This is a genomic window from Pseudomonas sp. LTR0, from assembly GCF_036630035.1.
Classification (GTDB): Bacteria; Pseudomonadota; Gammaproteobacteria; order Pseudomonadales; family Pseudomonadaceae; genus Aquipseudomonas; species Aquipseudomonas putida_Y.
This window is the reverse complement of sequence record NZ_CP123734.1, coordinates 4,744,561-4,759,704: the sequence shown is the minus strand read 5'-3', so window position 1 is coordinate 4,759,704 and position 15,144 is coordinate 4,744,561. Positions and strand designations below refer to the sequence as shown.

At 56.5% G+C, this 15,144-nt stretch carries 12 protein-coding genes; 4 read left to right on the top strand and 8 right to left on the bottom strand.

What is annotated here, in order from left to right; genetic code table 11:
• Positions 1 to 459 precede the first annotated feature (459 nt).
• The 7 genes from QCL51_RS21810 to QCL51_RS21780 are packed head-to-tail and all read right to left on the bottom strand — an operon-like array spanning position 460 to position 7,305.
• Positions 460 to 1,356 carry a hypothetical protein gene (locus QCL51_RS21810; RefSeq protein WP_021784354.1) on the bottom strand — a complete coding sequence of 299 codons (897 nt, stop codon included), beginning with the start codon at positions 1,354 to 1,356 and terminating at the stop codon, positions 460 to 462.
• Entirely contained in the window at positions 1,356 to 2,096 is a 741-nt protein-coding gene (locus QCL51_RS21805) for a DUF3944 domain-containing protein (protein WP_021784353.1), read from the bottom strand. The genes QCL51_RS21810 and QCL51_RS21805 overlap by 1 nt, the downstream gene beginning before the upstream one ends.
• Positions 2,097 to 2,106: 10 nt before the next feature.
• A complete protein-coding gene (locus QCL51_RS21800; protein ID WP_033738470.1) occupies positions 2,107 to 2,436 on the bottom strand; it encodes a YkgJ family cysteine cluster protein in 330 nt (109 codons plus the stop codon).
• Entirely contained in the window at positions 2,429 to 4,063 is a 1,635-nt protein-coding gene (locus tag QCL51_RS21795; protein ID WP_021784351.1) for a dynamin family protein, read from the bottom strand. Before QCL51_RS21795 ends, QCL51_RS21800 begins: the two co-directional genes overlap by 8 nt.
• Positions 4,060 to 5,796 carry a dynamin family protein gene (locus tag QCL51_RS21790; RefSeq protein ID WP_338444899.1) on the bottom strand — a complete coding sequence of 579 codons (1,737 nt, stop codon included), beginning with the start codon at positions 5,794 to 5,796 and terminating at the stop codon, positions 4,060 to 4,062. The genes QCL51_RS21795 and QCL51_RS21790 overlap by 4 nt, the downstream gene beginning before the upstream one ends.
• Before the next feature lie 34 nt (positions 5,797 to 5,830).
• A complete protein-coding gene (locus tag QCL51_RS21785) occupies positions 5,831 to 6,424 on the bottom strand; it encodes a hypothetical protein (RefSeq protein WP_028697627.1) in 594 nt (197 codons plus the stop codon).
• Positions 6,425 to 6,435: 11 nt separating this feature from the next.
• Complete coding sequence (locus QCL51_RS21780; protein ID WP_028697626.1) at positions 6,436 to 7,305, bottom strand: GTPase; 870 nt, start codon at positions 7,303 to 7,305, stop codon at positions 6,436 to 6,438.
• 486 nt (positions 7,306 to 7,791) lie between these two features.
• Here QCL51_RS21780 and QCL51_RS21775 point away from each other — a divergent pair, with 486 nt between their 5' ends.
• The 4 genes from QCL51_RS21775 (at position 7,792) to QCL51_RS21760 (ending at position 11,744) form a co-directional block, all read left to right on the top strand.
• Entirely contained in the window at positions 7,792 to 8,535 is a 744-nt protein-coding gene (locus QCL51_RS21775; protein ID WP_338444236.1) for a hypothetical protein, read from the top strand.
• 278 nt (positions 8,536 to 8,813) lie between these two features.
• The gene (locus QCL51_RS21770) at positions 8,814 to 9,725 is read left to right on the top strand and encodes a restriction endonuclease (RefSeq protein WP_338444234.1); all 912 of its coding nucleotides are present in this window, start codon (positions 8,814 to 8,816) and stop codon (positions 9,723 to 9,725) included.
• Positions 9,726 to 10,203: 478 nt separating this feature from the next.
• Positions 10,204 to 10,818 carry a hypothetical protein gene (locus tag QCL51_RS21765; protein WP_338444232.1) on the top strand — a complete coding sequence of 205 codons (615 nt, stop codon included), beginning with the start codon at positions 10,204 to 10,206 and terminating at the stop codon, positions 10,816 to 10,818.
• A gap of 2 nt (positions 10,819 to 10,820) precedes the next feature.
• Positions 10,821 to 11,744: a Kiwa anti-phage protein KwaB-like domain-containing protein gene (locus tag QCL51_RS21760; RefSeq protein WP_338444230.1), complete on the top strand. Its 924-nt coding sequence runs from the start codon at positions 10,821 to 10,823 to the stop codon at positions 11,742 to 11,744.
• Positions 11,745 to 12,054: 310 nt separating this feature from the next.
• Here QCL51_RS21760 and QCL51_RS21755 read toward each other — a convergent pair whose 3' ends face one another.
• Positions 12,055 to 15,072 carry a type I restriction endonuclease subunit R gene (locus QCL51_RS21755; protein ID WP_338444229.1) on the bottom strand — a complete coding sequence of 1,006 codons (3,018 nt, stop codon included), beginning with the start codon at positions 15,070 to 15,072 and terminating at the stop codon, positions 12,055 to 12,057.
• Positions 15,073 to 15,144: the final 72 nt, after the last annotated feature.

Sequence of the window (15,144 nt, the reverse complement as noted above, 5' to 3'; positions counted from 1 at the left end):
CGGGATGACGGCACCGCAGCACACCGACTGGGTGCGACCTGATTACGAGTCTATCGCGATGACGAGGGCCTTCTTCGGTGAGTACTGGCCGCAATTGGAGCTGATCGGCACGTTCCACTGCGGGTTATGTCGTTAGCGCCGACAAACGCAAGCTGTGGATCAAGGGCTACACATCCGCGCTGTCCGAAGAGGTCGACGAGGATACGCCCTTCGATGAGGCGCTCATGACGGGAGAGATTGAGATGGCGCGCTTCTACGATGTCTACGAGGATGAAGATGTCCTGTTGGAAATAGCCTCCTTGGAGGCGCGCCTCCGGTATCAGCTACTGCGCAAGTGAACATAAGCTGTTCATGCTGGTAAAACACCTGCGGCTGGCTGGCGAGCACATGAGTCTAGTCTGATCCAGCCGGGCTGGGGCTCATGTTCGAGCCCCTTTTCGCCTGAGCTGGCTAGTGGGCTTATGCAGCTTCGAGCGTTGCCATACGGCCATAGGGCAACGTGAGCAGTAGCTGATTCTCTTGCGATTGAATCAGGTGACGAGCCTTGTCTTCGATGCGCTGCAGGACCACGGTTTTGTCACCCATGTTACCCCGTACCAGTTCGCGATGTTGGGCATTGAGGAATGCTTTGTATTGTTGCATTGCGCCTTGATAACGCTCTGCACCATCTTCCAATATCAGTTGGGCGAGCATCGGTTTGCCTACCCGGGCCGCCAGCAAATATTCTGTATGAATGCCGAGTGGCATGACCTCCAGCATCATGTGCGCGAAGTTGACTACCAGCTCGTAGTGCTTGCTGCTCAACTCGTTGCGGCTCTGCGCCAACGCCAGAATGTTGTCGATGAATGACATCGCATGGTTGCGCTTGGCTGCGGCTGTTGCCAACAAGGGGAAGGCCACCTCCTTGATTTCACTAGCCAAGCTGCGGTCCTTGAGCAAGGTGCGGGCTACTTCGATACTGCCGATGTAGTCGGTGACCTTGTCCATGTAATAGACGATGTTTTGGGTATGCAACTCTTTAGCTATTTCGTCGACTGTGTTCTGGATCTTGTCGAGTTTTGCCGCCAGGTATTTGGTCTGGATGATCAGCGCACCGAGAATCACGCAGGTGGACGCGGCGGTAGCCATCACGGTGGTCATCTGCGCGGCCTTGAGTGCTTCTTCGGCGGACTTGAATACGGTTTCCTTGAACGGTAGGTGCTGGATGACACCCGTCTTACCACTGCCTGCCGCGTAATAAGCCACGCCGTCATGAATGACTGCCTTGCCTGCTGCCAGCGCATCGATAAGGGCCTTTGAAAAGGCGGCCTCGTCGAGCACCCAGATTTTTTCGAGAAGTTCTGCTGCTGCTTGCATTAGAAGTGATCCTCTTTTTCATACTGCCGCCGCATGAACGCGATTTGAATGACAGCCGGGATAGTGACCCGGTACGCCGTACCGCTGAGTAGAGGAACGGTGACGGCGATCGCTGCCAAAGGCCCGGCGATGGCCGCTACCGCGCGCCCACCTACCAGAGCCGCAGCGCCACCGAGGGTTACCCCTACTGCATTGCTGAAAGACGCAGTAGCCCCCCTTGCAAGCCAGGATGACCACTGCAGTGAGCCCAGGCCACCTGCACGAATGGCATTGATGATCGCGACTAGCGGCACCGCCCCAAGCGAGCCGTTCAGGTTCATTTCTTCGGCTGTGCTACGCTGTTGTTCCGGCGACATTTGCTCCCAGCTCTTTGCCACCAGCTTTTCGATGAGCTGGTTTTCGATGGCGTAGGCGCTGGCTTTGTTGTCGTACTTCACGTCAGTCTTGTCGCAGACGTCGCAGAGCATTTCCCTGTATAGGACACCCTGACGTCGGAACAGGTTGACGATTGAGTCTCCAGCGAAATGTTGTAGCTCACCAGCAACCAGTTGCCAGCAGCGCCGCCATTGATCTGGCTGGCCTTGCAGCTTCTTGAATTGCGGGTCATCGGCGATTTCGCTTGCTCTGCGCTTTTCTCCGTCCTTGTCGAACATGAGATAGGCCGCCAGGTTGCGGATATCGTCTTCCCGGCAATATTGCAGAAAGGCCAGGTCGTCATCCGCGCGATAGCTAATACCCATTCTGAAGTCCCTATGGTTGTGTGTCGCAGTTGTCTTTAGAGGCCGAGATTGCTCGGGTGTCCTCGCCAACGCCAAGTGCCTGCAATTGCCTGCACCCGGCTTCGTTGATTCTGACAAACGTTTCCCAACTCATTGCCTGGCGATAATGCAACTCGTACTGCCGATCGACGCGGCAGGCGTCTGGCCGCTGGTCATAAATGCGGCAACCGGCGTCGTTTTCATCCAGGTGCCGGCAGACACCGTCGCCGCGGTCCATCGCGGCGGTATCAGCAAGCAGATACACGCGTCGGCAGCATTCCATGCAGCGGCTGCAGGCAAAGGGAAGGGGAGTGTCAGGCATACTCACCCATTGCGGCTCGGCACTGGACAAGGCGTTCGCGGTCCTCGCTGAGGCGGCGCTGGTCCTGGCCGAGGCTGCCACGCAGGCTTTGCAGCTTGTCCTTGATCTCGGCGAAGTTGCTCTTCAGGTGGGTATCGACCATGGTGTTCAGCGACCGCGAGAATTCCCAGGCAGTCTCATCGGCGAATGCCTGGATCGCCTGGTCGCGACGCTCGCGCTCTTGGGCCTCGCGTTTGGCCTGTTCCTCCAGGCGCTGCTGGTCAGGGTCGCCAGCGAAGGCGGAGTACAGCGTGCTGCCTACCTGGAAAGCAATACCGATGACCGGGATGACCTTACCGACGATCTGCTCGGCAACCTTGCCCATGGTGACCGGGCCGACGCCCTTGAACAGTGTCGGCAGCCACTGCTTGCCAACTTTTAGCACGCTGACGACATGCTCGGCCTTGAGCATGCTGCTGGCCTGGCGGACGCCGGATTCGAGCAGGCTCAGGTCGATGCCCTGCGATGCGGGCGCCTGGTCGTAGAGGGCTTCAGGCGTATCGAGGGCCGGTGCAGCCTGGGCATTGTAGGCCTGTGGCTGTACCTGCACGTCTCGAATGACTTCGTCGAGCATCTCTGAAGCGTCCAGACCAAGGCGAGTGAGTGCGTCTTCGAGCTCGCTGCAGACCTGTTCGTTGGCCTGCCCGATAAGCTGCTCGATCTTGCCCTGAGCGCCATCGATGTTTTGGTTCAGCGCAGTGATCGTGCTCTTGCCGATGTAGGCGGCCTTGGCTTCGATCAGCGATTTCAAACCGTGGCGAATATCGATCTCGCGACGCGCAATTTCGCCATAGAAAGCGTCCAGGCGTTTGATCGAGGCTTGGTCCTGGTGTTTGTCCAGCTCGGCTACCGTTGCATCGAGGAAGCTGCACAGTTCGGTGGCGACACGCGCGACGATGGCCTTCTGCTCCACGGATGCAAAGAATCCGGCCAGATCGCTTTCGAACTTCGGAAAGCCTGAGCTGTTCAGCAGGTTCTGCTTGTTCTCCAGTTTCGCCTTGAGCGCGGAGCGGGCGTTGACCTCCACGATCGGGATATGCCCAAGCACTTTCTGGTTACCGGCCTTCTGTTGAATGCGTTCGCTGAGTTCGTCTTTGATGCGGGCCAGGTCGATGGGGTCGAAACGGCTCTTGCAGTTGAGTACCAGGAAGATCATCTTGCCGGCAAGTACCAGCTCAAGCAGCACATCGAGGGTTTTCTCTTCCTCGACCACGCCCAGCGGATTGACTACGAAGATCACCACATCCGACTGCACCAGCTGCTCTCGGGTGATGGCTTCATGCTCGAGCGGCGCGTCGATGCCGGGCGTATCGAGCACTTCGAAATCGCCCCAGCGATAGCCTTGCACACGGGCGGTTTCCGGCACATCGGCTACCGCGGCCAGCTCTTGGCCGAGCAAGGCGTTGATCAGCGTGCTTTTACCGGCGTTGTAGACGCCGTACACCATGATGCTCGCGCCGGCCTGGGCCTTCTTCGCCCGGCTCAGTTCGCGAATGCTGGCGACAGCCTGCGGGTTGTAGGTTTCACACAGTCCATCCACTTCCTCATAGAGGGCCAGCAGTTGGGTCATCGGGCCTGGTTGGGTCATTGTGCAGTGCTCGTTTCGAGGGTGATGAGTGCCTGACGCAGGCGCTCCATTTCGATCGTCAGGATTTGGCAGTACTCGAGCATGGAGTCCCTCAGCGGCTCGTAGATGCCCCGTACCTGCTCGGTCAGATAATCTGGTAGGGCATTGGCGTACTGCTCGATGGCCACCTGGCGTTGTTCTTCCAGGTTGTCGCCGACGACCACGTTGTGTTTGGCGCGGATGACCTCGGCGCCGCGGCCAATCATGCTAGCGGCACTCCCCAGCGAGGCCCCCGCAGCTGCGCCCGCGGGGCCGCCAACGAAGAAGCCAATGACGCCACCGAGAACCGCCCCGCCAGCGCCCCAGGCAGTTTTGGTGCTGCTGCGGGTGCCGCTGGTGTATTCCTTCTCGACCGTAACTTCCCGGTAAGCAGGGATGGCGCCGAGACGGCTGGTGTCGAACGCACGCTGCAGCGTATTTTGCTGGCTTTCACCGATGCCTTTTATGGCCTCGCCAGTCAGCTTGCCTAGCACCGTGGCCAGGCGCTCGCGCAGCTGAAGCTGCGCGTCGTCGGTGCGGTGCCCGTTGAACAGCTGGTTGACGAAACTGCGCATTTCGGTGACGCCCTTCTGGCTCAGAGTTCGCAGCTCGCGCTCTACCGCCTGCTCCTGCTTTTGGATCTGCTGGTCGAACGTCTCGGTCAGCTCCTTGATTAGGCTCAGGTCGTCGCAGGTTTCAGCTATAGCCTTGCGCAGGTTGTTCAGAGGGGTAGTCAGCTTGAGATCGACACCTGGGCCTTGCGCCAATGCCTTGAGAGTTTGGTACAGGGTACCCAGGCCACTTTCTTGCAAGTTCGAGGGGTGGCGCTCGGCAAAACGGGTCGAGATAGGCAGGATGGTGACATGGTTGGCAGCGTCATGTTGCATCTCCACCAAGTTGCCGGTGACCTCCAGGATTTGCCGCTGCTGGGTTTCCTTTGACTTCATCAATACTTCGGTGACGAGTTGCCCATCGTCGTCCTCGTCTTCATCGGTGATGTCGCTGCCGGTCAGCAGAATCATCAACGTGCGCTTACCATCGAGCAGGCTGCTGACCTCGCTCATGTCGGATTGGCGGCCCGGAGCTTGCGAGTTCATGGTGTAGAGAATCAGGTCCGCCTGGTCGACATACTTGCGCGCCAAGTCGCCATTGGCCGAATTGGTCGAATGCAACCCTGGAGAGTCAACCCAGGTGAACCCAGGCAGCTTGAAGCCTTGAATAGAACTGGTGGCCTCGGTGGCGCCGACCCTGAATTGCTTGGAACTGTACGCCTCGCCTTCTTTGTCGCCGCTGGCGACGTCGGTTCGGTCATGGGAGAAATACGTGGGTTTCAGAGTGGCGTGGTCTTTGAGTTGCGCAGTTGGCTCACTGTGCCCCCAGGCCACGTAGTTGCCCAGCGAGCTCTTGCCCGACTTGACCTTGCCGTACACGAACACCAGCAGGGAATCATTGTAGTTTTCACGAAACTCTGCGCCTTTCGCACGTACCTCGGCGCGTTCTTCCCAAACGCTGAATTGATCCGTCAGGCGTCGCGCCATCTGGGTCGCGCCTTCCTTGAGCGGGTTATTGTCGCTGACCGCGCTAGCCATGCTTTCGGTTTGTTGGCGCAACAGGGTGACGAAGCCCGTGCGCAGCGTATCGAAGCGTTGTTGGGCCTGCGCTAAGTCTTGCTTCTTACTGGAAAACTGACCCTGCAGTTGTTGAAAGACCTGCATCAACTCATCGCGAGTAACAGTGCTCATGGATCAATTACGCCTGAAGGAGAAGTTGACGTTTAAGCTGCTGCAGCCGCTCGATACGTGCCTGGGCCGCTTGCGCCTGGGCGAGCGCTGCCTGGTCGGCGGCAGATGCCTCGGCGGGCGCGGACACGGATTCGAGCAGATTCACGCCCTGCATGAAATGAACGATGTGGCCGCCTTCCATGGCGGGTGACGCCTGAAGAATGGCTTTAACCGTCTTGCCGTAACTCGATGTCGACGATGCGGTGCTGCGGATGCGTTGTTCGAGCTGATCCCCCGGCACCCCTTCAAGCGTCAGGCGGGTCATTTTGCTGATACCTTCAGAGACCGGGTTGTGTTTGTCCGATGAGGCGGCCAGCGTAGATGCCGCACCCCTGAGCTGAGCCTTGAGTTGTTCCCGTCGGTCGCCTGCAAGTGACTGCACTCGGGCTTTCAGGTTTTCGCGTTCCCGCTGGCGCTTGGCTTCCTGCTCCTGCTGACGCCGTTCACTATCGTCGGAGTGCGTGGTGCTGCTCGAAGATGACGGGCTGTCGTCACTGACCGCTTTGGCAATGGCGGCGGCGGCAGCGACTGCCGCAACGCCGATCAACCAGGGTAGAGGCATTGCAAGTCTCCTTACTTGAGGCTGTCGAGTTTGGTGCGTGCTTTTTGCATGTCGGACGTATGAGCTTTGAAGGTGCGGCGAGCGCCGTCGATGTGCTCTACGAAGGCTTTGGCCTTGACCACATACGGCTCGGTGATCTGCTCGATCAGCTTGAGGTCCCGTTCGATCTCAGCGTCGATCCGCTCGCCCAGCTCCAAAGCACGCCGTGCCAGGCGCTTATGCCGGGCCTCTGCCAGAGACTGAGCGAGGCTTTTCGAAAGTGTTTGCAGATGCTGCGCCAACTGTGGAATGCCGCTTTTCTCGCAGAGCCCTTGCTTGTTCTTCTCTACACCGCTTTTGAAGCGCGTGTTGGAGATGACGAAGCATTCAGGCGCCGTACCCAGATGAATCAAGGCCTGGCGTTCGATGGTGTCCTTGACTGCGGCGAGGTCGGCGTCCTGCAGCTTGTCCAGCTGGCTGATCACTAGCACCACCCGCTCGCCAACATCCTGGCCAAAAGCGCTGCGCAGCTGGTCGAGTAGGGCCACTTCTTCCTGGTCCAGTTCACCAGGCGGGGCATGAACGAACAGCACAACATCAGCAGCATCGAGGCCCTGGTTCGCTTGTTGAGTGTCATTCTGGTCATAGCCCAGACCTGGGGTGTCCACCAGTACGTAGTTGTCCAGTTCCAGCGCTTGGTTGGTACGGGTGGTACGCACATCACCGGTTTGGAAATGCTCGTCGCTGGCGTGGCCGCTGAGCATATTGAGCAGGGAGCTTTTCCCTGCCTTGACCAGGCCCCAGGCGGCAATGCGGGGCTTGCTCGGGGGGGCGTTGTCGCGCTGGCTAACAAACAGCTGGTACTCCGCCTCCAGCGCCTCAAGTCGTTTGGTTCGGTCCATCAGCTAGCGTCTCCTGTCGCATCACTGTTGCTGCAGTGCATCTGCCCACTGCCAGGCTTGGGGTGCTGAGCATGATGTCATACGGCTATTAAATATGCATTCTGACTATGTTGCCGAGCGCGATCGGTAGACATTGGCAGGGGAGTTACGGCTTTAACATTGAAATGGTAAGCCCTGGGCAAGCTCACAATGGGTCCGGACTATCCAGCTTCATAGGATTAATGACCAAAACCGTTTGCCTAGTAGGTTGGCGCTGTTGCCCAGTTGATCTGGCATGACGCTGCTGCACCAGGTGGCGCCCCATGACACTAGGTTTGAGGAGGGATGGTAGAGTTTTAACATGCCGTGGTGGCATTATGCCCTCTCAACCGTGCGGTTTTTGCAGGGGAAGGCTGTGGTCGCACTTTGAGCTCATCTCCAACGTTTGCAATCGTGGCAAACCAGCTCGTTATACCCACCCAAGGTCCCGCTCAAGGAATGAAGGCAATGATCAAGAAATCGGTGACGGAGCTCGCGTTCGTCAACAGTAAATCGCCCCTACCCACAGTCGAGGTCGATTCGCAGTCCATCGAGGACGCAGGTTTCAGCATCTACCGCACGGTGATGCAGGTACTCACCCAATTGGCTGAGCAGGACGCATCACTGCGGGCGACTCTCTATATGTACGGTACTGTCAGCGTCAACTTCCGCGAGCCGTGCTGGTCTGAATTTTTGCTGGTTGCAGGTCCAGAAAAAGTGCTGCGTGCCTTGGGGGCTGGCTTTGAACGTTTGCCGGCCGTGAAGTCGCGATTCAGTGATTACGTTCCGTCTTCCGCAGCCCTGCGCACCTTCCATGTCCAGGATGGCTTAGTGTGGGAACAAGAGGATGCCAGCACATGGTACTCCCATGCCCAGACGCTTGCTGCCCTGACCGCTGAGGTCGACGAGGCTGAAGAGGCCGACGACGATGGCGAGCTGATTGAGGAAGATGAAGCGGAAGAGACCTGGGATACCGAGGACCTGGAGGCTTCGGATGACCAAGAAGAAGACTCAACGGTCGTTATTGGAAACCGGAAGGCGGCTCGCTATCGGGCCGCGCGTTCCGATGCGAAAGTGAGCACCATCCGGGCAAGGATCGAAGACGTCTTCGGATTACCGGAAGGTTCTGTCGCACTCTGTGGGCCAGACGGCCGCGCCTTGCGAGGAAACGCGCTGATCAGGACGCTGCGTAAGCGTTGGGACGAAAATTGATCCCGAAATTTCTACACGCCAAGCCGAGTTCGCTTGTATGGGGCAGTACTCTGTCTTTCGCCCAAGCGATTGGCCGCTGGCATTGGACAGCTATCAGCGGGGTTTCGTCTGGGGGCCAGATAAGCTGACGCAACTCGTCAGTGACCTAGCAGCATATGTAGAACAGGCGGATACCACCTTGCCTTACTACAGGGGTGAGCGGCGTTGATGAGCAGGCAATGCGCGGGCTCTGATGGTTTTTCAGCGGGCTGAATTGCGATTATGGAGAAGGAACCAGGATGTCGATTCCGGATTTTCAAAGCGTCATGCGTCCGGTGCTGGAGGCGGTTCGAGACGGTGTAGCAATTCCGCTCAGCGTGTTGCGCGAAAGCATCGCTGAGGTATTCCAGTTAACCGAGGAAGAGCGCAAAGAGCGGCTGCCGTCGGGGCAACAAACGGTGATCAACAACCGAGTGGGCTGGGCCAGGACCTACCTGAACAAGGCCGGTCTGCTGACTATTCCGAGCAAGGGCTTGGTGCAGATCACTGCCCGTGGGCGGGAAGCACTGGCCAACGGCCCGGAGCGCATTACCGTTGCCTGGCTGAAGCAGTTTCCGGAGTTTGCCGACTTCCATGCCGCTAAACCGCAGACCGTTGATGTGCTTGGAGTGCTTGATGTCGAGGCTGCCGAGACCACACCGGATGAGCAATTGGCCGAGGCTCATCAGGCACTGGTGCAATCACTGGCCGATGAGCTGTTGGCGCAGGTCAGGGCGGCCACGCCAGGGTTTTTCGAGCAACTGGTGGTAGATCTGATGTTGGCCATGGGCTATGGCGGCTCGCGCAAGGAGGCGGGCAAGGCAACCCAGTCCACCAACGATGACGGAATCGACGGCATCATCAAGGAGGACAAGCTCGGCCTGGATGTGATCTACCTGCAAGCCAAGCGCTGGACCAATACGGTGCATCGTCCCGAAATCGACAAGTTCATCGGCGCGCTGACTCGGCAGCGGGCACGCAAGGGCGTATTCATCACTACGTCGGAGTTTTCCGCAGGCGCTCGCGAGGCGGCACTAGGCCTGGATATCAAAGTGGTACTGATCGACGGTGTCGAGCTCGCGCGGTTGATGGTCGAGAACAACCTAGGCGTGAGCGTTAAGCAGGTGTACGAGGTGAAGCAGCTCGACAGCGATTACTTTGCTGGAGAGTGACTCACGACCTTGGTGGCTTGGTTCAGTCCGCCGGGTAGTTTGAATCTAATCGGCAAGCTATTGATTTATAACGTCTATTTAGATTTCCATTTTCCGCTGGAATACCAGTTGGAATACTGCTCACCGTTTGCTCACCTGCACTTATGCGATTCGACGAGTACGTATCGGAACCATGCTTGGTAGCGAGGATACGTTGAAGCCTGTCATTAGCGGTTGTAGTCAGCTAGAAAATGCTGCAAGGGTAAAGGTAGGACGATGAGGTTTACCGTCCCAATCGCTACCAATGAAACACCGCGCTTCAGCTGATTCTCAATACGTTGAGAGAAGCTGCTTCTGTGACCGATCAGGCCTGCGCTCTGGCTGTGCACCGTGCCCAAGTAGCTGCTTGGCTGGTTCTGACGTCAATAAGCCACTAGCGTCATCGTGGGGTGGCCGTTATCCTGACTCGAAGATTTCTGTCGTTCTCCCCGGTGCGCACATGAGCCACCTCGACCAAGGATGCGTCATGGAACTTAGGGCTTTCATTGCCGCTGCTATTTTTGTCGGATCATACCTCCCACTTAGCGCGATTTTGCTTGTGCAGGACTTGAAGGTTGACCTCCTCGACCGCCCGTTCTGCTCAACGCTTTGGTCTGCACCTTCGAAGTGCGAGCTGCCCCTAAATAACCCGGGCTATTCCATCGGATTCGTAGTTTTTTGCCTGCTCTGCTTTTCAATTACGCCCTTCGTGATGTCGAGCGGGCAGATTCCACAACGCATTTCTATCAAGGAATCGAAGCAGATTCCTACCGATCTCATAAACTATGTCGTTCCCTACGTCGTCTCATTTATGAGTATTGAATACGGTCAGTTGAACAAAGTTCTGGGTTTCATCCTATTCATGGTCTGGATTTTCTGGTTGTCCTACAAAACCGGGCAAGTTATTCTTAATCCCATCCTAATTATCAAGGGGTGGAAGCTGTATGAGGTCAAGTATACTTACCAGAATAGTACGACTGAGCGAGTCGATAAAGCTTTTGGTAAAACGGAGTTTGTTCCTAAGACGGATGTTGACGTCGAGTTTGTTCAAGAAATCATCATGAAAAAGGATTAGCGATGGCAGTACTACGGGATCTGCACGACTACGACCTCGATCAGGCGGTAGTCAATTTCTGGATTTTTAAACGCTCCACCAAGGGCACCCCTCCTGCGCCTAAATACACTGGCAAGTGGGTGAGTGTGGACGACGACCTCAGAGACGCATTGAAGACCACCGCCCTGGCCTTCAAAACAGCTATCACCGAAACCTTTGAATACAGCCTGCTTGCGGAGAATAACCCTTCTAGCGCACTAACGATCCCGCAGGACGAGACCCATGCTGCCAAGTTCGTAGCGGAGTCCCAAGACCAAATTCCGGCCAAGCGCATCTCCAAGATGGAGGAGCTGGCAAACGCAGATTTCTACGCGGTGAAATTCTCAAGTGCGCAGGGAAACCTATACTGTGTTCGAAAAACTGACTCGACTTGGAAAACCGCAAAGCGAAAAGGCGCCATTCACACCTTCTTCAAGTCCAAAACGCTCAAGCTGGACGAGGCGCCTAGTTTCCATATCGCCAAAGACTTTGATATGGCAGTGCTTGATGACAAGGTCTTCATCAAAAATAAGAAAGGTTTTGAGTCTATTTTGAGCCATAAAGCTGCGCATCAAGAGGACTTCACTCAACTGCTCGGAGAGCAAGCATTTCAAGTACTATTCACAGCCACGGAGCCGGTAAGTAGCTACGTGGGTACCAATGCTATGCAACTGCGCCGAGCTTCAGCCATCAAGATGAAGGGGCATTATCTCGACGAAAGATTTATGAACAACCTTCGAAAGGAGTCCGCGAATTTTGGGCTTAACATTACATTTGAAGCTGACGGCAGAATTACACCGACAGTCGAAAGCTGTCCGGATATTTTCAAAGCGCTGTTAGATCACCGGCTTAAATCTCATTTCTCCGAGAGAATCTACGATGTCCAGAATACCGAGGTGGTCAACTAAGTGCGGCCAATTTTGGTGGAGTTGCGCCTCGTACAGATAAGTACTAAGCCTAAAGCCCGAACGTCCTGTTGAGGTAAGGGTACGGCGATGCACATTGTCCGAACGCTTACGCTGATCTGGCTGGGGCTGCGAGCATTGCCACTGACTGGGGCGCGCAGTCAGCGATTGAAAGGTGCAATGAATAAATTCGCGATCCTTTACGGTGATCGCTTTAGAAGGCCAACCTGGTGTTTTTTGTTATCTGTCAGGACGGGCGTTACACGCCCGTACACTAAAAAATCTGACAGTCTCCACTAAATTTTAACATGCCTCAGTCCAGCATGCCCCTCATGCTCTGCTGTAAGGAAGACTTGAGTGCCGCATCACTGGCTACCAGGCGGTAAAGCTCTAGGTCCTGGCGGCGACGTATTAGCATGACTTCCTCGAAAATCTTCTCGAAGGCAAGTGCACGATGGTCTTCGTCTTGGCTATTTTGGTACTTGGGCTCAAAGTCGGGATGCTCCTGAATGCCCTTCAGAATGCTCAGAAATTTTACGCGCTTTTCTTCCGTGGTAACCCCCCAGCCCTGGAACCAACGCTCGTTGAAACTCTGGATGATTTGGTCCAGCGGGTCTTTTACCTGTTCACCGCCATGCACCCCACGCGGATTGGGGTTTGCTGGGTCCAGCTCGGTTTCTGCGTCATCCAGCCCAATGCTGTGGTTCAACTTAACCCGTTCCAGCCCATAGGACGCCAGGTCAACCGAGTTGAGCAGAGCGTCGATTTCGTCGGAGTCTTTGTGATGAACTTTGAGTTTCGGAATCAGGAACTTAAGGAACCAGAACAGCTTTTCCCAGGCCACAATCTCGTACGGCATGATCGAGGCCATCTGACCGTAGATCTTCACAAACTGCTTGGCCTTGATCTTGAAATCGACCTTGGCCTCATCCTCTAGCTGCAGTTCTACGTCGAAACGCTCAGCGGCGATATCGATCAGCGCAGCCAGCTTTTCAGCATCGACGTTGTCGAAATACTGCGTGGCAAATGCCTCTACTTCTGGCCACTCGTAAACGCCGACCTCGTCCAACTGGTCCTTGAGTTCGTGCAACACATTGATATCCGTTGCTCCGGACAGGCTGGTAGCCGTGTAGAACGGATCGAAGGAGGCTTTGATGTCCTCCACCTGGTTGAAGAAATCGAGAACGAACAGATCTTCGGTCTTCTTGCCCCACTTCGGCGCGGCACGATTAAGGCGCGACAGCGCTTGCACGGCGAGTACGTATTGCAGCTTCTTGTCCACGTACATGGCACACAGCTTAGGCTGGTCGAAGCCGGTCAGGTACTTGTTGGCCACCACTAGCAAGCGGTATTCGTCAGTGTCAAATTTGTCTCGCGTATCCGCTTCGGCGAAGCCGTTGATGCCGGCCTCGGTATGCTCGATACCATGAACCAATTTTTCGCCTGAGAAAGCAATTAGCGCCTTGAACGGATTGCCGCGCGCCGCGAGCAAGCGGCTGATGGCTTTGTGATAACGGATGGCGGCTTCAATGCTCTGGGTGATGACCATGCCCTTGGCCTGGCCCTTGAGCTTTTTCGGCGTGACCACCTGCTCAATAAAATGCTCCAGCATCACCTCGGCCTTAACATCGATGGTCTGCTGGTCGCGTTCGACATACGCGCGTAGCTTCTTCTGTGCTTTCAGCGTGTCAAACAACGGATTGTCCTCGATGGACTTCTGAATTTCGTAGTAGCTGCGGTACGTGGTGTAGTTGGCCAGAACATCGAGGATAAAGCCCTCCTCAATGGCCTGTTTCATCGAGTACAGGTGGAAGGGCGCGAAGCGGCCATCGGACTGCTGCTCGCCGAACTTCTCCAGCGTGCTGTTCTTCGGCGTGGCGGTGAAGGCAAAGTACGAGGCATTGCCGCGCATCTTGCTATTCTTTATGGCGCTGAGGATCTTCTCCTGAGTGTCGTCTTGCTCGTCGCCGCCCATCACTTTGTTCATCGTGCCGTGGCTGCTACCGTCCTGTGAGCTGTGTGCCTCGTCGATGATCACGGCAAAGCGTTTCCCGGCCATGTCGTCAATGCCATCCACGATCACCGGGAACTTCTGGATGGTGGTAATGATGATTTTTTTCCCCTGCTCCAGCGCATGCTGGAGGTCGGAGGACTTCAGCGCCGGAGCGATGATGTTTTTCACCTCGGAGAACTCGCGTAGGTTCTCGCGCAATTGCTTGTCCAGCAGGCGGCGGTCGGTCACCACAATCACCGAGTCGTACAGCGGCACATCCAGAGCGCGCGCGCCGGTAACCTCCAGTGAAACCGGATATGTTTCTATCAACTGATAGGCCGCCCAGGTGATGGAGTTCGATTTGCCCGAGCCGGCCGAGTGCTGGATTAGATAGCGCTGGCCCACACCATGCTGGCTGGCATGCGTCACTAGGCGGCGTACCACATCCAGTTGGTGGTAACGCGGGAAGAACAGCGTACGCTTGGCCAGTGGCATCTTGCTGCTGCCGTCCAGGCGGACAAAGTGCTGGATAATGTTAGCCACACTTTCGCGGCTGAAGATCTCCTGCCACAGGTAGGCGCTCTTGTGCCCGGCGGGATTGGTAGGGTTGCCTGCCCCGTGGTTATGGCCCTTGTTGAATGGCAGGAAGAAGGTCGCTACACCGGCTAATTTGGTGGTCATGTAGACCTCGTCGGTGTCTAACGTCATGTGCACTAGGCAGCGGCCGAATTGCAGCAACGGCTGGCCCGTGTCACGGTCCTGCTTGTACTGCTTTTGCCCGTGATAACGGGCGTTTTGGCCCGTCCAGGGGTTCTTCAGCTCCAGCGTGGCGAAGGGCAAACCATTGATAAACAGCACCAGGTCGATCTCTTCCAGCGGATTACTCAGCGAGTAACGCACCTGGCGGGTGCAGCTAAAGATATTCGCCGCAAACTGCCGTTTGACCCGCTCCGAACTGCTGGCAAGCGGCGCGGGGTGCATCAGGTTGAAGTGCACATCGTCGATGGCCAGGCCGCGCTTGAGCAGGTGCAGCGCGCCGTACTTCTTCGTCAGCCGGTCTATGCGTTCGAGGATGCGCAAATCCCAATCATCGTAGCGCTGCTTGAGACGTTCCAACTCATCGCCCTGACTGGCCTCAAGAAATTGCCACAAGCAACGGCGATCCACGGCATAGCGGGCATCGAAATCCTGAGCGCGGCCCAGTTGATACCCGTGGTTGAGGCCCGTCGGTACGGGCACCGCGCTTTCACGGAGCACCGCCTGCTCTTCTAGGGAAGTGCCGGTCAGGTATTTCTCGATGCTAGCTTCCAGCGCCTGTTCGTTGGTCTTGCTTACCATGCCGGCTTCCTTGTGCCTGTTCTGCATTATCTCTGCCAGGCGAGCCCGGCGCGGGAGGCAAATGTCTAAAAT